This is a genomic window from Mycolicibacterium pyrenivorans, assembly GCF_025821625.1.
GTDB classification, from domain to species: Bacteria; Actinomycetota; Actinomycetes; order Mycobacteriales; family Mycobacteriaceae; genus Mycobacterium; species Mycobacterium pyrenivorans.
In genome coordinates, this window is sequence record NZ_JACKSH010000119.1 from 35,607 (window position 1) to 59,143 (window position 23,537).

The window sequence follows — 23,537 nt, forward strand, 5'->3', positions numbered from 1 at the left end:
AGCGCTCATTCTCGAGTACTTGCTCTTCGCGCAAGCGCTCATCGGTGACCGACGGTCTTCGGTGGAACCGAGTCAGAATAGCGCGCCGCTCCCCGATCAGCCAAAACGCATGCGGATCGGGCGCGGAAATCGGCTCTGTAGGTCGCTCAGCGCGCCGAATTGGCCAGGTATGCCGCGCCGACCAGGCCCGCGTCTCCGCCCAACTCGGCGGGAGACACGGTCAGTTCGCGGATGAAGTCCAGGCCCGCATAAGTGGTCAGGGCCTCGCGCAACGGGTCGAACAACAGCGCGCCGGCCTTCGCGACGCCGCCCCCGATGACGACGCGGTCGAGGTCGCACACCGCGGCCACCGATGCGATCGTCACCGCCACCGCGTCCGCGCCGCGCCGGAACGCCCGCAGGCCGACGGGGTCGCCGCGGTTGGCGGCCTCGGCGAGAGCCTTGGCGTCGGCGTCCGCGGGCGCCTGCCAGCCGTGCTCGTGTGCCCACCGGGCCAGATGCGGGCCCGACGCCACCGTCTCGACGCAGCCGCGGCCACCGCACGCACACGCCTGCCCGCCGGGTTCGACGACGACGTGCCCGACGTGGCCGGCGTTGCCGGTGCGCCCGTGGTACGGCGCGCCGTCGAGCACCAGCCCGCCGCCGATGCCGGTCGACACGACCATCCCGAGCATGAACTGCGCGCCCCGCCCGGCGCCGCACCACCATTCGCCCAGCGCCATGCACAGACCGTCACCGCCGAGACGCACCGGCACACCGGTCGCCGCGGCGACGCGCTGCACGATCGGGAACCGCCGCCACTCGGTGATGTTGATCGGGCTGACGGTTCCGCCCGGGATGTCGACCGGCCCCGCCGACCCGATGCCCACTGCCGCCACCGTGCCACCAGCCGCGGTCTGCATGTCTGCGAGCAGTGATTCCACGGCTGCCCATACCGTCTCGGCGTCGCCGTCCGGCGTGGGCCGCTTCCCGCTGTGGACGAGGGTCCCTTCGGGATCGACCAGGCCCGCGGCGATCTTGGTGCCGCCGATGTCGAGTGCCAGGACGTGAGTGCTCATCAGTTCCCTCGCCTCTTCGCGCAAGCGCTCATCAGTTCCCTCGCCTCTTCGCGCAAGCGCTCATCAGTGCCTGTGCGTGTTGTCGGGCTGCCGTGGATCACCGGGGTGTTCGTAGCCCTGCGCGAGGGCCACCACGTCGGCACATCGCGAGTCCAGCCAGCGGCGGTACTCGCGGCGCCGGGCGGCGGCGAGCAGGTGCGCGGTGACGAGGGGGCGCACCTCGTCCAGTTCGGGGCGCTCCTGTGCGCCGTGCCAGCCGCCGCGCACCGCCGGCCGCGTAGCGAACCGGAAGGGGTTGCGGCAGTGATATTCGCGCACCGCGGCGTCACTCACCGCGACGGTCGCGGTGACCCGTGCGAACACGGCGCGACCCAGCGGCTGGGCCAGCGTGGACGCCGCCACGCTGCCGATCTCCAGACGAGCGACCTCGTCGGGCAACACCTCCCGCATGGCCGGTGCGCGATCGTCGCACGCAACGAGCGTCCGCGCTGCCGCCGCGACCACCCGCTCGGCGACCAGGACCTGGGTGATCCAGCGGCGCAGTTGTCGGGCCTCGCCCGTCCCCGGCCTCGGCAGTGCATCGGCCGCTCCGCCGGCCCGCAAGGCACGTTCCCGGGCATCGACGTCGGCGACGGTCAGGCACTCGCCCATGACCGTTGCCGCGACGCCGTTCATGGCTGCCGCACCCGCACGGACACCGCCGGTGAGTACACCAACTCGCCCGCGCAGGCCACGCGGATCAACGCCCACCACCGACCGGGTTCCGCCCACACCGGCGGGGTGACGTCGAACCCCAGCTCGACTGCGCCCCGCGCCGGGATGACATCTCCGATGATGTTGGGCCCCAGCCACTCCCACGTACCCCATGGCGAAATCAGATGCGCCTCCACCGCGAGATCGGCATGTGCGTCGGTCCCGACGGTGACGCACAGTCGCGCCGTCTCACCCCCGGCGACGTCCACCGACTGGGGTTCGGCGACGAGTCGCAGCAGCGTGTCCTCGTGGCCGCCGAGCGAGATCACGCAGACGTCCTCGACGGTCTGGTGCCAGGACGCGGGGATGGCCCCGCCGGTGGCGGCCAACTCGGCGCGCACCGGATACAGTCCTGGCGCCGCACCCTCCGGCACCGTCACCTCGATGGTCGACTCCAGGAAGTCCCCGGGCGGCAACACGAACGGCAGTTCGGCCATCCCGAGATCCCAGCCCGCAGGCGCCACGAGGCGCACCCTGCCGTGCAACGCGGTATCGGTCGCGTCGCTTGCTGCGGTGAGCCTCAGTGAGACGACACCGTCGGACTGCACCTCGAGACGGTGCGGATGCAGGTGCGCGACGGCAGGCAGCCCGCCGAGCGGGGCCGGTCCGCGGTTGTGCAGCCAGTACCTGGCGTAGAGGGGCTGGGCGGGCTCGGCGTCGGGGGCCAGGTTCACCTGGTCGGCGCTCAGCACCCGCGGAAGGTTGAGTTGTGTTCGCAGGGTGGCGATTTCGTAGCCGTGCAAGTGCACGGTGTCGGCTTCGTCACCGAGTGGCTGTTCGATCAGGTCGAGGCGGGTCGGCGACGAGATGTTGCGCAGCCCCGACTGCACGGTGACCTCCACGTCGCGGCCCATCGTCTCGACGAGCCGCACAGCGATCCCGTCACCCGCGTCGACGTGGCGGGCACTGCCGCCGGCCGTCGGGTTACCCAAGGCCTTGAGCGCACCGATGGTCACCGCGCGCTCCGGCTGCACCTCCAGCAGGGATCCCCATGCAGGCAGCCCGCCGAAGGTCGGGTCGTGATGGGCGACGACCGGCTCCAGCGGCTGATTGAATTCCGCGCTGCGGGAGGGCATGTCGATGTCGCGCCAGTCGCCGTCGCCGGCCGTGACGGCGTAGTCGAAGGTGTGCGTCCAGTGTTGAAGCTGGAAGTTGGAGCCGTCGGGAGCGGTGCGCCGGGGCGGGTCGATCCAGGTCCCCGACGGCCACCCCGTGCACGAGCGCAGCAGGGAAGCGTGCAGGGTGCCGTCGGTGTCGATGGCGAAGCCGGGCATCCCGCGATTGATCACCGCGACGGTGCGCGCTTCGAAGTCCTCGACGGCACCACGGACATCCTGGTCGACGACGATCTCGGCGTCGGCGAGGTCGTCGATCAGCGCCGCGATGGCGGCGTCGGTGTGCCCGTCGGCGCCGACGACCAGCACGGGCAGCGCACCCGGGTCTCGCAGATCAGCGCCGGGTACCCAGACATCCCGCAGCGGCTTCGCTGCCGGGATCCATGCCAGGGCCGCAGAGGTGCCTGCGCCGAGAATCATTGCGGTGAAAGCGTTGTCGGCGGGGCCCCCCACGCTGATTCGCACATCGGGCAGGTTCGAGTCGACGGCGAGGTCGCCGTAGCGGGGCGAGTCGGCCGCCGAGCAGGTGGCGGTGACCCCCGCCCGGGCGAGGGCGCTCACCAGGTCGCGGATCAGTGCGGCGGTGGTGGCGTCGGCGACGGATGGGGCCACCACCTCGGCCACCGAGACCGCACGCACGTCCCCGCCCCGGAAGCGCACCCGCACCGCGGACGACAGTCCGAACCAGCCGTACGCGGGGTTGTCCAGCGTGTGCGGAAACACCGCGGCGTCCACGGATTCAGCGGATCCCGGTTCGTGCAGGAGCCCGAATCCGCGGCCGATCACGGCGTTTCCGACCTCGCTGACCGGCATGGCGCCGGGCACCGGGCACGGCCACCGCAGCCGCAGAAGCCGGTCGGCGCCGGTGAAGTCGTCGACGATGGTGCGGCAGTCGAGGCGGTCCACGCCCCGCCACAGTGTCAGCGTCTGCGTGTAGCGCAGCAGACCCGGGATCTCCCCGGTGACGACGAGACGCTCACCCAACTCGCTGCGGTACCCGCGAACCGAGGTTGCAGGCCCTTGCGCCGACGTGGTGACCGGCCCCCTGGGGAGCAGATGCCACGGCCCCTCCCCCGCCGTGGGGTGGGCGGGGTACTCGTCGTAGACGGCCAGTTCGTTGCCCACCGCGCCGTCGGCGATGAGTTCGCGTCCCGCAGCCACGAGCGAGCTGACCCCGCCGCCCCGTGCCTGGTCGACCCGCAGCCGGTATTGATCGTTGACGATCTGGTTGCCCGCCAACGGCTCCCACTCGTCGACGTGGCGGCCGGGAACGATCCGGTAAGAGCACCAGCCCAGCGACGGGACACCGCGCGCCAGCCAGGTGACCGAATGCCCGCCGTGTTCGGACAGCACGGGAACCACATGTCCGTCGGTGTCGACCACGTGCCCGGTGAAGGGCTCGTCCATGTGGAGCGTGACGACATCAGAGCGACTGTGGGACAACGGGTTCCACACCACCACCTGGGCGTCGACCGCGGTGGAGAGCAGGGTGAGCGCGTTGTCCCTGGCGCCGGACCCCAGCTGCCATGCGTCGCGCCAGCCGGTCAGCAGATCCAGGTAGACCTGGTCGGATTCCGATCCGGTGACGGCGTCGTGGTGCGCACCGTAGGCCAGTTGTACCCAGGCTTTGGCCAGCGCCGCCTCGGGGTAGGTGGCACCGCTCAGCAGCCCGGCGAACACCGCGAACCGCTCGGCCTGCAGCACCGCGTTCTCGGCCGCGCGGTTGGCCTGTTTGGTGTCGATGTAGGACACGTCTTTGCCGGTGTAGATGGGGTTCATGTCACGGGTCTGCGGTGACGGCGCCGTTCCGCGGGTCCGCAGTTCGTCGCGGACCGCGGTGAAGAACTCGCGGGGCAGCGCGCAGACGAAGCGCGGCCACGTGTAGCGCGAGTTCCAGTCCCGGTGGATGTCGGTGACCCACTTGTTCGGCGGGGTGTAGTCGGTGCCGACGGGCAGCAGCACGTTGCGGGTCAGTGCGACCTTCTTCATCTTGGCGAAGAGGTCGTAGGTAGCGGCCTCGGCCTCATGGAGCGAGGCGGCCGAGTCCATCCACCATCCCGCCGAGTAGTGCGCGGGCATGTAATGGGTGAGCAGGCCGCGCCCGGACGGCGCCATCCACTCGAACTCGCTGGCGAACTGCATCCGCTCGGGGTCGCCGGCCCGACCGTCCACCTCCGCCATGGGTCCCCACTGGTGGTGGGGCCCGCGGGCCCATGAACTCGATGTCAGGCCCGCGTCGGCGGCCATGCCGGGAAACTGGGGGTCGTGGCCGAACGCGTCGAGCTGCCACGCCGTCGCCGGGTCGGCGCCCATCACGTCGCGCTGAAACCCGATGCCGTGCACGAAGTTCCGGATCGTGGTCTCGGGGCTGGTGAGGTTGGTGTTCGGCTCGTTGTAGGTGCCACCCATGATCTCGACTCGGCCGTCGGCGATCAGCCTGCGCAGGTCCGCGCGGTGCTCGGGGTGGGTGTCCCAGAACGGTTTGAGGTAGTCGACCTCGGCGAGCACGAACTTGTACTCCGGTTCCCGCCTGGCCATCTCGAGGTGGGCGCTGACCAGTTCGAAGCCGTTGGTCTGCCGGCACCGCCCTTGGGGTTCCTCGGTCCACAGGCTGGTGTAGGCGGCCTGGGTGTTCCACCACACCGGGTCGTAGTGGAAGTGGCTGACCATGAACATCGTCCAGCCGGGCTCGGCGACGGTGAAGTCGAATTCGACGGCATTGTCACCGGCCACCGCCCGGGCCCGCCGCCGCTGTCCGGGGACCGGGTCGGTGACGCGGACCGCGACCTCGACCCGCCCACCGTCGGGTTCGGCGAGCACGTCGCCGACGGTGTGCAACCCGGGTCCGTCGACACGCACCGGCGTCGGGGTCGAGGCGCCGCGATGGGACACCCGTACGAGCTGCAGCGGTTCATCGGACGGCCCGGTGAACAGCTCGGTCGACTCCGCCGCGAGCACCTCGATGGGCATTGGTCGAGACTACCGAGCGGCGCGGGCGATCCGTTCGGCAACCACGCGGACCGCGTCGACGACTTCCGGCGGCTCCAGCACCTCGAAGTCGCACCCGGGCAGTGCCAGCCACGGCACCATCTTCTCGGGGTCGTCGGCTCCGGTGGTGACGATGCAGGCATCGGGGCCGTCGGCTTCGATGTCCACCGAAGCGGCCGAAAACGTTTGTGCGACAACGTCTCGTGGTGCGAAGTAGCGCACCCGTGCGATGTAGGGGTAGGGCGCGGAGGAGATCGCGCGGCGGACATACGACGCGGCGTCGGGCGCCTCCCGCGGAATGAACGTGCTGCCCTGTGCCCGCACGTCGGACATCCGGTCCAGGCGAAGGCTCCGCCAGTCGGCACGGTCGCGGTCGAAGCACAGCAGGTACCAGCGGCGCCCGGTGGTCACCAGGCGATAGGGCTCCAGCCGGCGCTGCGTGGCGGCGCCCCGGACGTCGACGTAACCGGCTGTGACGTGCTCATGGTCGCGGCTGGCCCTGGCCAGCGTCATCAGCACGTCGGGGTCGACGGGGGTGTCCGTGGCGGCGCCCAGCGTCACCGTCGCGTCGTGCACGGCGGACACCTGGGACCGCATCCGCGCGGGCATCACCTGGTCGAGCTTGCTGAGCGCACGCAACGCCGACTCCCCGATCCCGGCGACACTGCCTCCTGCGGCGACGCGCAGACACACGGCCATCGCGACCGCCTCGTCGGGATCGAGCAACAGCGGCGGCAGTGCCGCGCCCGCACCGAGTTGGTAGCCGCCACCGTGGCCGGTGCTGGCGTGTACCGGATAGCCCAGTTCTCGCAGCCGATCGACGTCACGCCGCACGCAGCGCGTCGTCACTCCGAGACGCTCGGCGAGTTCCTGACCGCGCCACACCCGGCGCGATTGCAGCAGGCCGAGCAGTTGGAGGACGCGACCCGTTGTTTCGGCCATACCTCAGACTGTCAGGAACCTAGGACAGAACCTGTCCTCTGAGCCGCCTCGTCTTCAAGCGCCCGCGCGCCACGCCGGTAGATCGCCCAACCCGCACCGGCGAGGACCAGCCCGAGAATCAGGAACCCGATGTCCCAGGACAGCGGCGCGCCGAGATCGTCGCGGACGTGGTGGACGTTGAGGATCTGATGGTCGATCAGACCTTCGACCAGGTTGAACACCCCCCATCCGAAGATCAGCAGGCCGATGTGGAAGGACCAGTTCGGCGCCAGACGTCCCCGCCGCCACTCGGTCAGCGTCAGTACCGACCCGGCCATCACGAGCAGCCAGGTGCCGACGTGGAAGAACCCGTCAGCGACGACGTTGAGCTCCAACCCGCCCAACGTGTCTGTCGGTTCGGTGCTGCTGACCATGTGGTGCCACTGCAGGATCTCGTGCAGCACGATGCCGTCGATGAAGCCGCCGAATCCGAGGCCGAATAGCAGGCCCGGCCAGAGGCTCGGTGATTGATTTCCGCTCATTCCTGCGACGTACCCGCGCCCTTGCCCACTAAACGACACCCAAGTGTCAGGTTTTAGGACAATATCTGTCCTACAACGGTGCGACGCTGAGACCATGAGTTCGACAACCCTGAGCACCCACCTGGCAGAACAGCTCGATTTTCACTGGCGTATGCAGCTGCGTCCCCGGCTGGACGGGCTGACGGACGACGAGTACTTCTGGCAACCGGTCCCCGACTGCTGGACGGTCCATCCGGACGGGGGGATCGACTTCGCGTATCCGCCGCCGCAGCCTGAGCCGTTCACGACCATCGCGTGGCGGCTGGCGCATGTGATCGTCGGCGTCCTCGCGATGCGCGTGCACTCCCATTTCGGCGGCCCGCCCGCCGACTACGGGTCGTGGAACTACGCCACCGACGCGGCCGGCGCCCTCGCCCAGCTCGACGCGGCGTACGAGCAGTGGCGTGACGGCGTGCTCGGTCTCGACGACGCCGGCCTCGCCGCGCCGTGCGGACCGGCGGAAGGCCCGTATGCCGAGGAGACGATGACGACCCTGGTCTTGCACATCAACCGCGAGGTGATCCACCACGGAGCCGAAATCGCCTTGCTCCGTGATCTCTACATCCACACCCACAAGAAGGAGAACTGACGATGCCCGCCATGCCACCCCCCATCGCCGACGAGCGCGCCGGACTCAAGGAGTACGTCGCGGCGCAACAGTATGCGTTCCGCGCCATCGCCTTCGGGCTGACCGACGAGCAGGCCCGCTCCGTGCCATCGGTCAGTACGTTGTCGATCGGCGGGTTGATCAAGCACGTCACGAGCTGCCAGCGCGGCTGGATGGAGCGGGTGGCCGCGGCGCCGGAACTCACCGAGAGCGACAGGCGCCCGATGGAGGATCAAGCCGCCGACTACTCAGATGAATTCGTGATGCGTGAGGAAGAGACGCTGGCCGAGATCCTGGCCGACTTCGACAAGCAGAACGCCGAGACGATCCGGCTCATCGAGACGTCGGATCTGGGTGCGGCGGTGCCGATTCCGCAACATGTGCCGTGGTTCCCCAAGGATGTGCCCGCGTGGTCGGTGCGCTGGGTGATCTTCCACATGATCGAGGAGCTCGCCCGCCATGCCGGCCAGGGCGACATCATCCGCGAAACGATCGACGGTGCAACGCTTTACGAACTGCTGGCCGGACTGGAGGGGTGGCCCGAGACCGAGTGGCTCAAGCCCTGGAAGCCGGCCGCAGCGATGTGACACGACAAAGGGCCGCCCCGGTCGGGGGCGGCCCTTCTCGTTGGGGGTTACTTGACCTCGACGTAGAGGACGTGGCCGACGTTCTGGCGGATCTTGTCGTCACCCTGGGCGTCCCAGACGTAGTCGCGGATCGGGCTGCCCTGGCGGATCGAGACGACGTTCGAGTCGCTCAGTGCCGTGCCGCTCTGGCGGTTGACGATGACCAGACGTAGTCGCGGATCGGGCTGCCCTGGCGGATCGAGACGACGTTCGAGTCGCTCAGTGCCGTGCCGCTCTGGCGGTTGACGATGACCCGGTTGCCATGGGCCTCGAGCTCGCTGATGGTCGTTGCGGCGTTGCCGTTGCCCGACGGTGCGGCCAGTGCGGGGGCGGCCAGTCCGACGACGGCGGCGGCGAATCCGGCGGCGGCGGCGGTGGCGATGGTGAAGTTCTTCATTTTCGTGCTCTTCCCTGTGTTGATCTTGTGGCTTCTGACCGGTTTAACTCCGCCACCGCGGCGAGCATTTCCCCCTGGCAGCAATTGACCGCCCGCTGGCAGAAACCGTCACCCCCGGGCGCCGGAATTGCATTCCAGCAGGCAAAAGCCCAGAGAAGCCCTGCTGGAATGCAATTCCGGCGGAACGTCAGCGCAGGACGAACTGGATTGCGTAGTCCACGACGGTGTCGAGGTCGTCGCCGAGGTGTCCCGCCAGCCACTGCTGAGCCAGTTCGGCCATGGCGCCGGTGTACATCGCCGCCCCCACCATCGCGGCGACCGGATCCGTGCCGGGGTGCAGCCGCCAGCCCTCGGTGAGGACCGCTTCGCGCAGCAGGTCCTGCGTCGCCGCCCGCCGCACCGTCAGTACGGGATTGGCGCGTGCGTCGGTGAAGAGCACCCGGCCGCGTCGCGGGTCGGCGGAGCTGAAGTCGAGCACCGCGGCGATGCCTGCCCGGGTGCGGGCGCGCAACGTGTCCCCTGCCGTGGCCATCGCGTTTTCGATCGCCTCGCCGAGTTCCGCGCTGACCAGGTCGTAGACGGCACCGAGCAGGTCGTCGGTGTCCTTGAAGCTCTCGTAGAAGTAGCGGGTGTTCAGGCCGCACTCACGGGACACCGAGCGAACCGACAGGGCCGCCTCGCCCCCGTCGCCGAACAGGCGGAAGGCAGCGTCGACCAGCGATGCGCGCCGCTCAGCGCGCCGGTCGATCAGGGGGACGCCGGCCCACTTGGTCGTACTGGGCGCCGGATTCGACGGGGCAGCGGACACCGCCTCAGCCTAAGCCGCCGCATGCCAGTTCTGGTCACATCCGTATCCAAAAGGTATTCTGGCTACACCCGTGACCACACCTGGAGGTTGGATGTTCCTGCCGCATCAGTTCGTCGGACAGCTGCTGGACAAACAGATCGATCAGAACATCCGCCGCCACTTCTTCCGTGGCATGGAGTTCGCCGAACCCATCGGCGACCCTGGTTGGTTCGGACCCGGCAGCGCGGTCTGGCACGTGCACTCCCACCTGGAGGCGCTGATCTTCGGGCTGCAGTGTGCCGCCTACATCGAACGTCTCGACCCGTCGATCTACTGGATGGGGATACTCCACTCACGCCTGGTCAAACCGGAATCCAAGAACGACCCGATGCCCCAGATCGACCCGAAGGGCGCCGCGGTCCGACTCGGCCATTCGGTGGCGTTCTTCATCGGCACCGCCTACGGGTCGACAGCGACCGCCGAGCGCCTCGCCCTTGCGGTCCGCTCAATGCACCACACGATCAAGGGCATCCGGCCCGACGGGGCGCGCTACGACGCCGACGACCCCGACTGGCTGCGCTGGAACTATGCGACGGTGGTGTGGGGCATCGCCACCGCCCACGAGCTGTATCACCCACAACCGTTGCGAGGCAAGCAGATCGACCGCTACTACGGTGAGTTCGTGCGCGTCGGGCACGCACTCGGCGGCACCGACCTGCCGTCCACCAAGCAGGAGACGCTGTACTGCCTGAAGTCCTACCTGCCGAAGTTGGCCGTCACCTACGGCACCGCGATGGCGACCGGCCCCGGCCTGCCGATGCCCCAGAGCGCGCTCAACTGGGCCGTCCGCGACACCATGCCGCCGTGGGCGATGGGGCTGATCCAGCACCGCAACCCGAACATCGTCGAGCGCACCGCCCGACGCGCCATGGTGTGGTCGATCATCAACGGCATCCACGTCGCGGCGGGTCCGGTGCCGGAGTTCGCACAGGCCAAGGCGCGCGTCGCCGACGGCGTCGATCCCGCCCTGGCACCGCACACCCTGCCCACCTATCAACCGGGCAGCGACCCCGTCCGCACCCGCACCGAACTCGAGGACGCCTTCGCCTGACTGTGACCGGGCACACACCTTTTTTCGCCTGCGCGCGCATTTTGAGACACTGCAGCTATGAGCGCCACCCGAAAGACACAGCATCGCGACCTCGCCAAGCTGGACCGGGTGCCCCTGCCCGTCGAAGCAGCCCGCGTCGGCGCCACGGGGTGGCAGGTGACCCGCACCGGCGCCCGCGTCATCGGCAAGCTCGCCGGCCGCGGCTCGCTGCAGCAGAAGATCGTCAAGCAGATTCCGCAGACCTTCGCTGACCTGGGCCCCACCTACGTCAAGTTCGGCCAGATCATCGCGTCCAGCCCGGGCGCGTTCGGGGAACCGCTGTCGCGCGAGTTCCGCAGCCTGCTCGACCGCGTGCCGCCCGCCGACTCGGACGCCATCCACAAGCTGTTCCGCGAGGACCTCGGCGACGAGCCGGCGAACCTGTTCAAGTCGTTCGACGAGAAACCGTTCGCCTCGGCGTCGATCGCGCAGGTGCACTACGCCACGCTGCACTCCGGAGAGGAGGTCGTGGTCAAGATCCAGCGGCCGGGTATCCGCCGGCGGGTGGCAGCTGATCTGCAGATCCTCAAGCGGGGCGCGCGGCTGGTCGAGTTCGCGAAGCTGGGACAGCGGCTGTCGGCGCAGGACGTCGTCGCCGACTTCGCCGACAACCTCGCCGAGGAGCTGGACTTCCGCCTGGAGGCCCAGTCGATGGACGCCTGGCTCGCGCACATGCACGCCTCGCCGCTGGGCCGCAACATCCGGGTGCCCCAGGTGTACTGGGATCTGACCAGCGAGCGGGTCCTGACGATGGAGCGCATCACCGGCGTGCGTATCGACGACGTCGCCGCGATCCGCAAGAAGGGCTTCGACGGCACCGAGCTGGTGAAGGCGCTGCTGTTCAGCCTCTTCGAAGGCGGGCTGCGCCACGGCCTGTTCCACGGCGACCTGCACGCGGGCAATCTGTACGTCGACGACGACGGCAAGATCGTGTTCTTCGACTTCGGCATCATGGGCCGCATCGACCCGCGCACCCGCTGGTTGCTGCGGGAGTTGGTGCACGCGCTGCTGGTGAAGAAGGACCACGCCACGGCGGGCAAGATCGTCGTGATGATGGGCGCGGTGGGCACCGTCAAGCCCGAGGCGCAGGCGGCCAAAGATCTCGAGAAGTTCGCCACCCCGCTGACCGCGTCATCGCTGGGCGACATGAGCTACGCCGAGATCGGCAAGCAGCTCTCCGCCCTGGCCGACGCCTACGACGTCAAGCTGCCACGCGAGCTGGTCCTCATCGGCAAGCAGTTCCTCTACGTCGAGCGCTACATGAAGCTGCTGGCCCCGCGCTGGCAGATGATGAGCGATCCGCAGCTCACCGGTTACTTCGCCAACTTCATGGTCGAGATCAGCAGGGAGCACAAAGAAAGCGACCTGGAGGTCTGACGCGTCCATGGAAATCCGCGAAGGCAAGGCGCTGTCGGGGGATCTGAAGATCCACTACGAGGACATGGGCAACCCCGACGACCCGGCCGTCCTGCTGATCATGGGGCTCGGCGCACAGCTGCTGTTCTGGCGGGAGGACTTCTGCCGCAAGCTCGTCGACCAAGGCCTGCGGGTGATCCGTTTCGACAACCGCGATGTCGGGCTGTCGACCTATTTCGACGGGGAGCGCACCAAGGGTTCGCAGGTCGGCAACATGGTCCGGTCGGCGCTCGGCCGGCCGAGCCCGGCGCTCTACACGCTCGAGGACATGGCCGACGACGCGGCGGCGCTGCTCGACCACCTCGACATCGACCGCGCGCATGTGGTCGGAGGATCGATGGGCGGGATGATCGCGCAGATCGTCGCGGCGCGGCACGCGGAGCGCACCAAGACGCTCGGCGTGATCTTCTCGTCGAACAACCGGGCGCTCCTGCCCCCGCCGGGGCCGCGGCACCTCCTCGCCGTCATCACCGGGCCGGCGCCGAACTCGCCGCGTGACGTGATCATCGAGAACTCGGTCCGAGTCAGCCGCATCATCGGCAGCCCCGGCTATCCGAGGCCGGCGGAGACGCTGCGCGCCGACGCGATGGCGTTCTACGACCGCGCGTTCAATCCCTATGGCGTCGCACGGCAGTTCAATGCGATCACCGGCAGCGGCAGCCTGCGCAAGTACAACAAACAGACCACCGCGCCGACCGTCGTCATCCACGGCAAGGCCGACAAGCTGATGCGGCCCTCCGGCGGGCGCGCGGTCGCCCGAGCGATCCCTGGCGCGCGACTGGTGCTCTTCGACGGCATGGGACACGAGCTCCCCGAGCCGCTGTGGGACGACATCGTCGGTGAATTGAAGACGACGTTCGCCGAGGCCCCCTGACCTGTGGGCCGAGGCGCTGCAGTCCCACAGGGACGAAGCGATCGCCGTGCAGTCGCAAGGTGTACGACCGGTACATGCACTATCTGACAGGCTGCGCCGACGGGTTGCGGATCGGCTACATCGACGTCAACCAGTTCACTCTCGCCAAGTAGCCGCCCCGGGCCGGGATTGGATCGGCGGACTGCCCAAACGCTAGGGTGAACGCTTCAGGGCGCGTGTTTACAGAAAGTTGGACCGCGCTTTCGGTACGGTCTCCACATCGTCCTCAAAGCGGAGCAAGGGAAATATGTCTGATAAATCCACCGGCACGAAGGATATGACTCCTCACTTCGAGGACATTCAGGCCCATTACGACCTGTCGGATGATTTCTTCGGCGTGTTCCAGGATCCGACGCGCAAGTACAGCTGCGCCTTCTTCACCGGGCCCAACGTCACGTTGTCCGAGGCGCAGATCGCCAACGTCGACCAGCACCTCGACCGGTTGGACCTCAAGCCCGGGATGACGCTGCTCGAGGTCGGCTGCGGCTGGGGTCTGACGCTGCAGCGCGCAATGGAGAAGTACGACGTCAACGTCATCGGTCTGACCCTGAGCAAGAACCAGCAGGCGTACTGCAACCAGCTGCTGAGCAAGGTCGACAGCGAGCGCACCTTCGACGTGCGCCTCGAAGGCTGGGAGCAGTTCCACTCCCCCGTCGACCGGATCGTGTCCATCGAGGCGTTCGAGCACTTCGGCAAGGACCGCTGGGACGACTTCTTCAAGACGTGCTTCGAGATCCTGCCCGACGACGGCCGGATGACGGTGCAGAGCAGCGTCGGTTACCACCCGTACGACCTGGCCGAGCGCGGCAAGAAGCTGACCTTCGAGCTGGCACGTTTCGTCAAGTTCATGATCACCGAGATCTTCCCGGGCGGTCGCGTGCCGACCACCCAGATGATGGTCGAGCACGGCGAGAAGGCGGGCTTCGTCGTGCCCGAGACCCTGTCGCTGCGCAACCACTACATCAAGACCCTCGGCATCTGGTCCAGCCGGCTGGAAGCCGCGAAGGACGAGGCCATCGCGGCCACCGACGAGGAGAACTACAACCGGTACATGAAGTACCTGACCGGCTGCCAGTACTACTTCATCGACGAGGCCATCGACGTCAGCCTCGTCACCTACCTGAAGCCGGGCGCCGCCGCCTGAGGATCGGGGCCGGCGCCCCGAGGCTTACACAGAAGAATCCCCCGCGCGCCTGATCGCGGGGGATTCTCCGTCGACGGCCCTCAGGCCGCGGCTCTGGTTTCGCCCTCCGCGCCATCGCCGGAGGCCGTATCCGTGTCGTCGGCGTCGTCGTCAGAGTCGTCAGAGTCGTCAGAGTCGTCAGAGTCCGTCGCGTCCGCGTCGGTCACCTCGTCCTCCTGCGTGAGGACCTCTTCCTCGGCGACGTCCTCGGCGGTCTCCTCAACCGCCTCGGTGACGACCTCGTCCTCGGCGACGACGTCCTCGGTCGCATCGGCCACTTCGGCGACGGCATCCTCGGCGACCTCGTCCTCGGCGACGACGTCCTCGGTCGGGGCGGCCTCCGCAACCTCTTCGCTCGGCACGGCGCCGTCGTCCTGTGGGGTGCCGCCCGCCTCTGTCGGCTCGTCCTTTGCGGCCGCCCGCAGCGAAAATCCTTCGTTGTCCGCGAGCTCGGTGTTCTCGGCGACCCGCAATCGTGTTGCCTGCGAACCCATTCCGAAGTTCCCGAGGAACGCCTCGATGCCCTTGACCGTGGCGACGGCGAGGTCGACGCCGACCTTGAACCAGTTCTGGAAGATCTTGAACGGCAGGATGGTCGAGCTTCTCGTCACCCCGGGGTCGCCGCTCCAGTCGAAGCCGAGGTCGACCATGACGGTCAGGATCGGCTCCCACAGGTCGATGAACGGCTTGGCCAGTTTGCCGATGCCGATCGAATCCGCCAGTGACCGAATCAGGTTCGTCAGCGGCAGGCTCGTCGCGGGCACCATGATGTAGGTGTTGCCGTAGCTGTCGGTGCGGCAGTTCGTCGGGTTCAGGTCGCAGTTCAGCTGAGGCGCGAGCGTACCCGGGGTGTAGCCGTAGGGCAGTGTCGCCGTCTCGTCGTTCCCGTTGGGCGACAGGTAGTACCCGTGCACGGTGTCGAACGCGGCGATCATGTTGAGGACCGCCAGCAGGTTGCCCCAGTAGCGGGGCGCGTAGACCACCGGGTCATACTTGAAACCGATTGTGGTGGAAGTGATCCCCGTATCGACGGCCATACCAGGCTCGAAGGACAGATCGAGGATCGGTATCGGGTCGCCGAGCAGGAATCGCAACCATGCCAGCCGCTGCCACAGGCCACCGTCGGGGTTCTCGATGCCACCGATGGTGACGACCTTCAACCGGTCCTTCACCGATTCCGGAAGCTCGAGGGTGTCCAGGTACGCCAGGGTGTTCGCGATCACGGCGCCCCCCTGGGAGTAGCCCATCAAGTAGACGGCCTCGGTGGACGCCTCATCCAGGAAGGGCGTCAACGCCTCGATCAGGTTGTCGGTGCCTTCGCCGACGGAGACGTTCCACTTCTCGCAACGACCGGACACGCACCATCCGGGGATGAACGAGACGGGCCAGAAGGAGGCCGGGTAGTTGATGCCGACGAGGTCGGGGTCGTCGCATTCGTCGGCGACCGTGCATACGACGCCGTCGATGTAGCGGTCCCATGCGTTGTCGAGGTAGTCGTCGACGATGTTCGCGTTCGGGGTTCCGGTGCCTGGCACGATCAGCGCGGTGGCGCCCAGCGCCACCGCCCCCATGAACGCCGACGCGATGCCCAACGCCATCGCGGTCAACAGGGACAGGAAGACAAGCACCAGCGCTCGGGCCTGATGACGCATGCGTCAACGATCACACAATCGGGCGCGACCCCACAGGCAAACAGCAAACTTGTCAGCGATTTTTCCACCGACGATGTCGGATTGCCGCGGCCTCGTTCGTCAGACAGGTAGAGAGTGGGAACGCAGGGTTCCACTCCCGACCCGGAAGGTGACACCATGCACTACTTCGTGTTGCTCCTCGGCCCCGAGGCAGCCGAGGAGCCCGACGCCGCTACCCAGGCCGCCATCATGGCCGAATACCAGAAGTTCTACACCAAGGCCGGTGCGGCGATCAGAGCCGGTGACGCGCTGTTGCCGTCGGTGACCGGCGTGCGAATCACCGGCGACGGTGACCACCCAGTCGTCACCGAAGGGCCGTTCGCCGAGGGCGCGGAGGTAGCCGGTGGCTACTTCGTCATCGAGGCGGAGGACCTCGACGAAGCACTGAGCCTGGCGGCAGACATTCCCGCCTGCCGTTCGGGCGCCGTGGAGGTCTGGCCGATGGTGGGTTGGTCCCCACCCACCCAAGACGTGGGCCGCGACTGGCTGGCGCTCCTGCTCGAGCCACCGGAGAAGGCATGCCCGCCCGACACCGAGGAATGGAACAGCGGCGTGTGCGAGCACGCGCAGTTCGCCGAGGTGGCCGGCGATCACATCCTCGCCGGGGCTCCTCTCCAACTACCGTCCACAGCGACGACCGTACGTGTCCGCGACGGACAGGTGACCCTGACCGATGGGCCGTTCGCCGAAGGGGCGGAAGTCGCCAACGGGTTCTATCTGCTGCGCACCACGGACCGCGACCAAGCCGTCAAGCTCGCTTCCATGATTCCGGCGTCGACCGTCGAGCTTCGGCAGTTGGCGGGCGTGGGCGGGCGGTAGTCCCGCGTGGCCGACCTGGACGGCGTCTTCCGCCGCGAGTGGGGACCGGCGGTCGCCGCGTTGGCGCGCTGGTCCGGTGACCTGACCGTCGCCGAGGACGCCGTCCAGGAGGCCTGCGCCGAGGCGTTGAAGGCATGGCCGCGTGACGGTGCGCCCGATAATCCCGGCGGCTGGATCGTCCGGGTCGCCCGCAACCGGGCCCTGGACCGGATCCGACGCGAATCCGTCCGTCCCGGAAAGGAATTCGCTGCGGTGCTCGACGACATCAACGCGCGGACCGGTCGAACGCCGGTCCCCCATCCGGTCCGCGACGACGAGCTGCGGATGATGTTCACCTGCGCCCACCCCGCGCTGGACCGGGTATCGCAGCTGGCGTTGACCCTGAGGCTCATCTCGGGTCTGACGGTCGCGGAGATCGCGCGGGCGCTGATGCAGTCCGAGGCTGCCGTGGGACAGCGAATCACGCGGGCCAAGAACAAGATTCGGCAAGCGAACATCCCGCTTCGGGTGCCGCCGCCGGAGCTTCTGGCCGAGCGCACTCAGCACGTGCTCGGCTGCATCTACTCGGTCTTCACCGAGGGATACTGGTCGACCGCGGGGCCGTCGGCGATCCGCGACGAACTGTGCGACGAGGCCGTTCGCCTCAGCGGCGAACTGTGCTCGTTGATGCCCGACGCGCATGACGCCCACGCGTTGGCGGCGCTGGTGCTGCTGCACGATTCGCGGCGGGACTGTCGCGTCAGCGCCGACGGGGCGCTGATTCCCCTCGACGAGCAGGACCGCAGCGCGTGGGACCACACCCGAATCTCGCGGGGACTGCAGCGGCTGCAATTGGCCCGCGGCTCCGCAGGCCAGTACCTGCCTCAGGCGGTGATCGCCGCCGTACACGCGACGTCCCCCGATTGGCGGAGCACGGACTGGGCAACCATCTGCATCGCCTACGACCGATTGGTCGCGATCACCGATTCGCCGATGGCCCGGGCGAATCAGGCGTTGGCGATCGGCTTTCGGGATGGGTTCGACGCGGGCCTGACCGCGCTGGACGCGGTCGCCGACGATCCGCGGTTGGTCCGGTCGGGCACCGTCGCGTCGATCCGCGCCGATCTGCTGCGCCGGGCGGGACGCCCCCAGGAAGCCGCGCAGTGGTATCACCACGCTCTCGAACTCGACGGCTCGGCCCCGGCCCGGGCGTTTCTGTGGCGCCGCATCGACGAGTGTCGTGACGTGCCGGCGCGTGAACCATAGGGAAACACCCGATTCCCTCGTCATCGTCCATCGCTACCGTCAGGTGATGGACGACGCGCGGAGCGCGAGAAGCTATCTGACGGAGTGGTACCTGCCCGATCTGGGCGAGACGGCCGTCGACGACATCGTGGCGCGACTCGACGCCGCCGCATCCGAGGTCACCGTTGAAGGAACCGCGGTGCGGTTGTCGGTGACGCTGTCGGTTCCGACCGACGAAGTGCTCTACGGCCTGTTCGACGCGGACTCACCGGAGGCGGTCGTGACGACGTGCCAACGCGCCGGCGTCCCTCATCAGCGGATATCCACCCATGTGATCGCGCGCATCGCGCGGGAAGTGCCGATGTAAGCCTTCTCATTGCCGGATCACCACGCCGCCGGCGCGGTTTTCCGAAAGAAGTCCGCGCGCGGCGGCTCCCGAGCCGTTTGCTGTTGAAATCACCGATCTTGCGTGGAAGCGCAAGATCGCAGTCGGGCGCACACTGAAAGCACATCAAAACCGCAGGAGAAGGGTGCCCGTTCCACATTTTCGCGCCCGATTATTACAGATCGGTATCGCAATCACCCGGTCGAGTGCTATGTTGCTGCGGAGAGTGCTTCTCGGCCACCATATCGGGGTTATACGGGGGAAACGGCGTCGATCTTCTGGCCGGTGATGCTGAACCACCGTTCGTGGGGGGCGGTGGTATCAGAGGTAGCCGGACGCATGAGGTGACCGAGGAGCACTCCCAAATAGAAGCCCCGCACTCAGGTGCGGGTTTTCTCATATCCGCGGGGCGCGATTCGTCACCCTGAACCACGTCTTGCCGACCAGTGTGTCGGGCACGAATCGCATGCACTCACCCGGGCCGCACAATGCGCACTGGGACCCTGCCCGGAAATGGTCGTGTGCACCTCGTCGGTGACCGCATAGACAACTACGACTCATAGAGCCAGGCTCGACCCGGACACTGTGGCGGCGGTGGTAGCCGCCTGAAGACTTCGTGAGGAACCTTCTTCGTGGCCGTCAGGCTCTGCGGCGCAACGGCCCCAACAGTGCGGTCACGGGACTCACCATGGCCCGTGTCATGCAGTAACCCTGCGCACGCGACTGCTTGCCGAGGAAGGCCGCGAAGTAGTTGGCGACAGCGTAGGACCCCACGGTTGCCAGAGCCGCTCCTTGGAGTCCGCACAGCCCGATGAGCCAGAACACGAGCGCCACGTTGGTGAGCGCGCCGAGTGCGTGCCGCACCAGTGAGGACCATAGGTAACCCTCGGCGATGATCCACTTCGAGTAGACGGCCCCCATGAACACGAACGGTGAGGCCCAGATGTGGATGAGCAGGATGCCGAACACCGGCTGCAGATCGGCGCTGAGGAGATGTCTGACGGGCGACAGGCAGACCGCGGTGACGACCGCGGCGACCGCCAGCCCGCCTTGGAACGCGCGATCGTAGGCGACCTGGAGCATGCGTCGGTAACGGCTATCCGAACCGGTGTGCCGCGCTTCGTCCAACGCGTGCAGCAGCACCGGCAGAGTGGAGTTCATGATCACCACGGGCAGGATGTACGCGAGCTCACTGGCCCGCGCCGCGAGCGAGTAGACGCCCACCGCCGCCGAGCCGAGCAGCGGCTGGATGATCACGACGTTTGCGCGAAGGTTGACTTGGTTGGCGATCCCCGACAGCGCCAATGGGCTGGAGTCGCGCACCATGGCGCGGATCTCCGCTCGGGACGGTCGGGTCATGGCTGGAGCGGATGGGTCCCGGCAGAACCGCCACAGAATCCACAGGCTGGTCAGCGCGGCCTCGGCGACGTAGATGCCGATGAACAGCCACAAGTTCGGCAGGATCACCATGCTCGCGACGCGCACGGCCAACATGAGCGTGACCGTGATGATGCGGATTTCGGCAGCGCGGCGGCTGCGCATGTGGGCCATGTACCACAGCTCGGGAGCGTCGAGCGCGCGGAAGAACAGCGAGGTCAACGCAACCAGGGTCGCCACCGAAGTCAACGTGTCACCGCTGGTGAAGCTGATTGCTGCGAGCAGGACGAAGGTGGCTACGCAGAACAGTTCTCGGATCAGCAGGATCGCCGCGACCGAGCGGGTCCCTCGGGCGCCTTCGGCGACGATGTACTTGATGCCCAGTCCGCTCAGTCCCGCGGTCGTCACCGAGAGCCCCACCATGCACAGGGCCATCGCATAGGAGTACACGCCGTACTCGCGCAGAGGCAGCACCCAGGCGAGCGCGATCGAGAACAACGACCCGCTGGCCAGATTCACGATCTGCTGCACCGCATTCCATGCCGAATTGCGGCGCACGGTGCGGGGGCTGTGCGGCTCGGTGGATGGGCCGACCGCTGGGTCGGCGGCTACCTCACTCGTCATCGGCTGGACAGCACCTCGATGGTTCTCCCCCACATCGAGTCGACGTTTGCGACCAGTTCCGGGAGGCGGTCTTTCTGACGGGTGTGGCCTGCGGTGTCCGCCAGCATCTGCGACAGCGCGGCGCCCGGATCGGTCTCGGGGGTGATCAACCGATCCGGGACACAGAAGTCGTCTAGCAGTTCCCGGTACTTGTGCGACCAGCCGAACGCCAGCGTCGGTACGCACTGTGACAGACATCCGACCACGGCGTGGAACCTGCTGGCGACGGCCGCCGACGCTTGTCCGAGAACGGCTTTGAGAACCAGCGGGTCCGCACTCGTGAACAGCGGGGCGTCGATGCACCTGGCGAGTTCGTCGGCGACATCGGCATCGCTCTCCTCGTGCACGACCACGACGGACGTCATGCCGTGGGCGCGCGCGGCCACGCTGAACGCGGCCAGGTGCTCCACATACTGCAGGCGGCCGAGACCGCCGTGGGTGAACAGCTTGGTGTTCGGCACCAGCGCCAGGAACTGCTCCTCGACCGGGTCGATGTCGGCCGGCTTCATCCCGATGGTGAAGTCGGGACTGCGCACGACGGGAGTGGCGGTGTGGAGACCTCGCAGATACGTCTCGCTGACGCCGTCGCGTACATAGACCAGACTCGCCTGCGCGAGCACCTCTTGCGACCAGCGTCGCGTGTCCGCACGTTCGAACGGGCCGAAGGCCTGCGGCAACAGCACCTTAGGCACCCCGCGGCGCGCCCATGCCCGCCCCACCAGCGCCTCCCTGCGCGGCAGCGCCGCATCGAACTGGTCGGTGTAGTGAAATCCGGAAGCGTCGAGCACCCCGCCGATCTCGCGGTCGGCGGTCAGCCCGTAGGCCGTCCTGATGATCGCCGGGGCCAGATTTCCGACCGACTGGCTCACCCGCGGGACAGCCGGATGGTAGAGGGTCTGGCGCAAACCCAGCCGCGAACGCACCGCGTAGTCGGTGATCGGCGGCGGGATCGACAGTTCGAAGTGTTCGTCCAGCCGCGCGCAGATCGCCTGGAGCATCAGGTGCGCACCCTTGTTGCGCGTATTGGTTCCGCGGATGTCGATGATCACAGCGCCCGGTACCTCCGGATCTCGTCGACCTGCCGCTTGGCCGAGAACGGCACCAGCGCTTCGGGATCCGCATATCCGTACGCCACCAGCATGACGACGCGCTCGTGAGGCTCCATCCCGAGCAACCGGCGCATCTCTGCCTCGCGGTCGGGGAGGTCGGGCCAGTTGATGCAGCAACTGTTGACTCCCTGCGCCTCCAGCCCATAGATCAAACCCATCGCGGCCAGGCAGCCGTCGATGTAGATCAGGTGCCGGTCGCGGGTGTCGAAGAACGCGGCCAGGTTCCCGATGATGACGATCAGCCCGGGGATCTGATGGTCGTAACCGTCTGTGCCCATCGGGATCGCAGCCACCTTGGCGATGCTGGCGGGGTCGTCGAAGATCTCGAATCGGTACGGCTGGCGGTTGCACGCCGTCGGTGACTCGGCGGCGATCCGCACTGCTCGGTCGACGAGATCGCGGGCCACCGGCTCGGACGTGAACCAGCGCACCGACCGCCGGCCGGTGGCAAGCAACTCCAGATCGTCGATCTTCACCGTGGCCATCGGCACTTCCGCCATGTGCGGCCCGCTCTCGGGTTCTGCGGTGTCGACGAACGTGACCGCTTCACGGAACTTGTTGCGTGCCTGCATGATCAACTGGTGCTCTGACGACGCAGTGACACTGAAGTAGTTCACCAGGACTGAGTACATCCAGCTGAATTCGGGTTGGTGCGGCTGCAGAACTCGCTGAGTCACTCCGCCGTGGAAGGCGTCGATCGTTTCAGCGATGTAGTCGGTCGCGAATTGGCTTCGAGTCGGGCGCATGGTCAGACCCTTCTCGATGCGGTGCACATTGCGTCGCAGGAGATAGAAGTCGGTTCCCGAGGCGACGGAACGCTCGTAGGCACGGATCCCGCGTCGCACATGACGACGTTCGCGCCCCAGTGCGGTGCCCGTCAACTTGTATCGCTGCCGCCGGAGCACGCGGCGTGCCCGCGCGATCAGGTCCCGGAATCCGTTGTCTCTCAGTGTTTCCATGTCGACGTGTCCGACTCCGTAGACTCTCATCGCAGGCACCCTTGCGGTTTCGGCAACCTACAGTCGAAACGGCGCGCTGTCATGTCAGCGGATACCGACGCACCCAGTCCACCGTCTGTCGTCCGCCCGAGGAGGTGTCGCCGCCGAAGTTGTCGAGCTGGATGCACAAGTGCATCGGGCGCGGCGGGAAGGTCATCGGATCGGTGGAGGTCCACCATGGGTTGCCGTCGACGTAGGCGGTGATGTGTTCGGGAGTCCACTCGACCGCCCAGCTGTGCCACGCTGTGGCGTCGATCGGGATCTCGGCGTGCTCCCACCAGTTGTCGGGACCGTAGTGCAGGTTGTACTCGACCACCTGCCGCGCGGGATCCCAGATCTCCATGAAGTCGATCTCGCCGCCCACGGGCCAGTCTTCGGCGTCGGGCCACAGCAGCAGCACGGAGTGATACGCCGTTGCTGCGGGCGCTGATTGGATGCAGACCTCCCACCGTCCGTACAGCTGACCTGGATTCCATGCCATCCCTCCTGAATTTCCCCACGGATCTGCCATGATCGAGAGTTGCCCGTCAGCGACCGACACCGCGGCCGGGGTCCGGCGGCCGTTGCCGGCGTGGCCCTTGCTGTCATAGACGCGCCAGCCGGGCAGCGCCGGGTCGTCGAACTCATCAGCGCGGTCGGGTGGTCCCCACCCGTATCGGGCCGCGGCGGTCGTCGCGCACCGACCGTCGTCGGCCCTTGCGGTGGGCGTGATTGCGATCGACGCGAGCGCCACCGCCACAGCGATCGCGTTTGTGAGAACACTTTTCGTGCGCATC

The 23,537-nt window shown here is 67.6% G+C and carries 21 protein-coding genes and 1 pseudogene; 10 read left to right on the forward strand and 12 right to left on the reverse strand.

The genetic code is table 11. From position 1 onward, the window contains the following. Window positions 1-146: 146 nt before the first annotated feature. The 5 genes from H7I57_RS14805 to H7I57_RS14825 all read right to left on the reverse strand — a co-directional run bounded on the left by H7I57_RS14805 (window position 147) and on the right by H7I57_RS14825 (window position 7,377). Window positions 147-1,058: an ROK family protein gene (locus H7I57_RS14805; protein ID WP_264024308.1), complete on the reverse strand. Its 912-nt coding sequence runs from the start codon at window positions 1,056-1,058 to the stop codon at window positions 147-149. A 63-nt stretch (window positions 1,059-1,121) separates the two neighbouring features. After that, a complete protein-coding gene (locus H7I57_RS14810) occupies window positions 1,122-1,733 on the reverse strand; it encodes a DUF7158 domain-containing protein (protein ID WP_264024309.1) in 612 nt (203 codons plus the stop codon). Then, entirely contained in the window at window positions 1,730-5,890 is a 4,161-nt protein-coding gene (locus tag H7I57_RS14815; RefSeq protein ID WP_264024421.1) for a glycoside hydrolase family 38 N-terminal domain-containing protein, read from the reverse strand. The genes H7I57_RS14810 and H7I57_RS14815 overlap by 4 nt, the downstream gene beginning before the upstream one ends. 15 nt (window positions 5,891-5,905) lie before the next feature. Next, window positions 5,906-6,856, reverse strand: a complete 951-nt coding sequence (locus tag H7I57_RS14820) for a helix-turn-helix transcriptional regulator (protein ID WP_264024310.1) — start codon at window positions 6,854-6,856, stop codon at window positions 5,906-5,908. A gap of 11 nt (window positions 6,857-6,867) precedes the next feature. Next, entirely contained in the window at window positions 6,868-7,377 is a 510-nt protein-coding gene (locus tag H7I57_RS14825; protein WP_264024311.1) for a DUF2243 domain-containing protein, read from the reverse strand. Between the two features lie 94 nt (window positions 7,378-7,471). Between H7I57_RS14825 and H7I57_RS14830 the strand changes: the two genes are divergently transcribed. Then, window positions 7,472-8,005 carry a DinB family protein gene (locus H7I57_RS14830; RefSeq protein WP_264024312.1) on the forward strand — a complete coding sequence of 178 codons (534 nt, stop codon included), beginning with the start codon at window positions 7,472-7,474 and terminating at the stop codon, window positions 8,003-8,005. Between the two features lie 2 nt (window positions 8,006-8,007). Beyond that, window positions 8,008-8,610 (forward strand): DinB family protein, encoded by a 603-nt coding sequence (locus H7I57_RS14835; protein WP_264024313.1) that lies wholly within the window; start codon window positions 8,008-8,010, stop codon window positions 8,608-8,610. A 169-nt stretch (window positions 8,611-8,779) separates the two neighbouring features. Here H7I57_RS14835 and H7I57_RS14840 read toward each other — a convergent pair whose 3' ends face one another. After that, window positions 8,780-9,046: a hypothetical protein gene (locus H7I57_RS14840; protein WP_264024314.1), complete on the reverse strand. Its 267-nt coding sequence runs from the start codon at window positions 9,044-9,046 to the stop codon at window positions 8,780-8,782. A 187-nt stretch (window positions 9,047-9,233) separates the two neighbouring features. Beyond that, entirely contained in the window at window positions 9,234-9,854 is a 621-nt protein-coding gene (locus H7I57_RS14845; protein ID WP_264024315.1) for a TetR/AcrR family transcriptional regulator, read from the reverse strand. A 91-nt stretch (window positions 9,855-9,945) separates the two neighbouring features. Here H7I57_RS14845 and H7I57_RS14850 point away from each other — a divergent pair, with 91 nt between their 5' ends. The 5 genes and pseudogenes from H7I57_RS14850 (at window position 9,946) to H7I57_RS14870 (ending at window position 14,456) form a co-directional block, all read left to right on the forward strand. Continuing rightward, window positions 9,946-10,944, forward strand: a complete 999-nt coding sequence (locus H7I57_RS14850) for an oxygenase MpaB family protein (protein ID WP_264024422.1) — start codon at window positions 9,946-9,948, stop codon at window positions 10,942-10,944. A gap of 57 nt (window positions 10,945-11,001) precedes the next feature. Next, a complete protein-coding gene (locus H7I57_RS14855; protein ID WP_264024316.1) occupies window positions 11,002-12,360 on the forward strand; it encodes an ABC1 kinase family protein in 1,359 nt (452 codons plus the stop codon). A gap of 7 nt (window positions 12,361-12,367) precedes the next feature. Further along, window positions 12,368-13,273, forward strand: a complete 906-nt coding sequence (locus H7I57_RS14860; RefSeq protein ID WP_264024318.1) for an alpha/beta fold hydrolase — start codon at window positions 12,368-12,370, stop codon at window positions 13,271-13,273. Further along, a pseudogene (locus H7I57_RS14865) lies at window positions 13,248-13,425 on the forward strand (class I SAM-dependent methyltransferase); the annotation flags it as partial. The gene H7I57_RS14860 and the pseudogene H7I57_RS14865, both read left to right, overlap by 26 nt. Before the next feature lie 134 nt (window positions 13,426-13,559). Continuing rightward, window positions 13,560-14,456: a cyclopropane mycolic acid synthase family methyltransferase gene (locus H7I57_RS14870; protein ID WP_264024320.1), complete on the forward strand. Its 897-nt coding sequence runs from the start codon at window positions 13,560-13,562 to the stop codon at window positions 14,454-14,456. Window positions 14,457-14,536: 80 nt separating this feature from the next. Here the strand turns inward: H7I57_RS14870 and H7I57_RS14875 are convergent, their stop codons facing one another. After that, window positions 14,537-16,147, reverse strand: a complete 1,611-nt coding sequence (locus H7I57_RS14875; protein WP_264024322.1) for a PE-PPE domain-containing protein — start codon at window positions 16,145-16,147, stop codon at window positions 14,537-14,539. Window positions 16,148-16,303: 156 nt separating this feature from the next. Between H7I57_RS14875 and H7I57_RS14880 the strand changes: the two genes are divergently transcribed. Genes H7I57_RS14880 through H7I57_RS14890 form a run of 3 tightly spaced genes read left to right on the forward strand, consistent with a single transcriptional unit; the run spans window position 16,304 to window position 18,596 of the window. Then, complete coding sequence (locus H7I57_RS14880; RefSeq protein ID WP_264024323.1) at window positions 16,304-17,005, forward strand: YciI family protein; 702 nt, start codon at window positions 16,304-16,306, stop codon at window positions 17,003-17,005. A gap of 6 nt (window positions 17,006-17,011) precedes the next feature. Next, window positions 17,012-18,250 (forward strand): RNA polymerase sigma factor, encoded by a 1,239-nt coding sequence (locus H7I57_RS14885; RefSeq protein ID WP_264024325.1) that lies wholly within the window; start codon window positions 17,012-17,014, stop codon window positions 18,248-18,250. Window positions 18,251-18,296: 46 nt separating this feature from the next. Continuing rightward, window positions 18,297-18,596 carry a hypothetical protein gene (locus tag H7I57_RS14890; protein ID WP_264024326.1) on the forward strand — a complete coding sequence of 100 codons (300 nt, stop codon included), beginning with the start codon at window positions 18,297-18,299 and terminating at the stop codon, window positions 18,594-18,596. 657 nt (window positions 18,597-19,253) lie between these two features. Here the strand turns inward: H7I57_RS14890 and H7I57_RS14895 are convergent. Genes H7I57_RS14895 through H7I57_RS14910 form a run of 4 tightly spaced genes read right to left on the reverse strand, consistent with a single transcriptional unit; the run spans window position 19,254 to window position 23,536 of the window. Then, window positions 19,254-20,615, reverse strand: coding sequence for a flippase (locus H7I57_RS14895; protein WP_264024327.1), 1,362 nt, complete (start codon window positions 20,613-20,615; stop codon window positions 19,254-19,256). Then, window positions 20,612-21,703, reverse strand: coding sequence for a polysaccharide pyruvyl transferase family protein (locus H7I57_RS14900; RefSeq protein WP_264024328.1), 1,092 nt, complete (start codon window positions 21,701-21,703; stop codon window positions 20,612-20,614). The genes H7I57_RS14895 and H7I57_RS14900 overlap by 4 nt, the downstream gene beginning before the upstream one ends. Next, window positions 21,700-22,752 (reverse strand): nitroreductase family protein, encoded by a 1,053-nt coding sequence (locus tag H7I57_RS14905; RefSeq protein ID WP_264024330.1) that lies wholly within the window; start codon window positions 22,750-22,752, stop codon window positions 21,700-21,702. The genes H7I57_RS14900 and H7I57_RS14905 overlap by 4 nt, the downstream gene beginning before the upstream one ends. 49 nt (window positions 22,753-22,801) lie before the next feature. Beyond that, window positions 22,802-23,536, reverse strand: coding sequence for a glycoside hydrolase family 16 protein (locus H7I57_RS14910; RefSeq protein WP_264024331.1), 735 nt, complete (start codon window positions 23,534-23,536; stop codon window positions 22,802-22,804). Window position 23,537 lies beyond the last annotated feature (1 nt).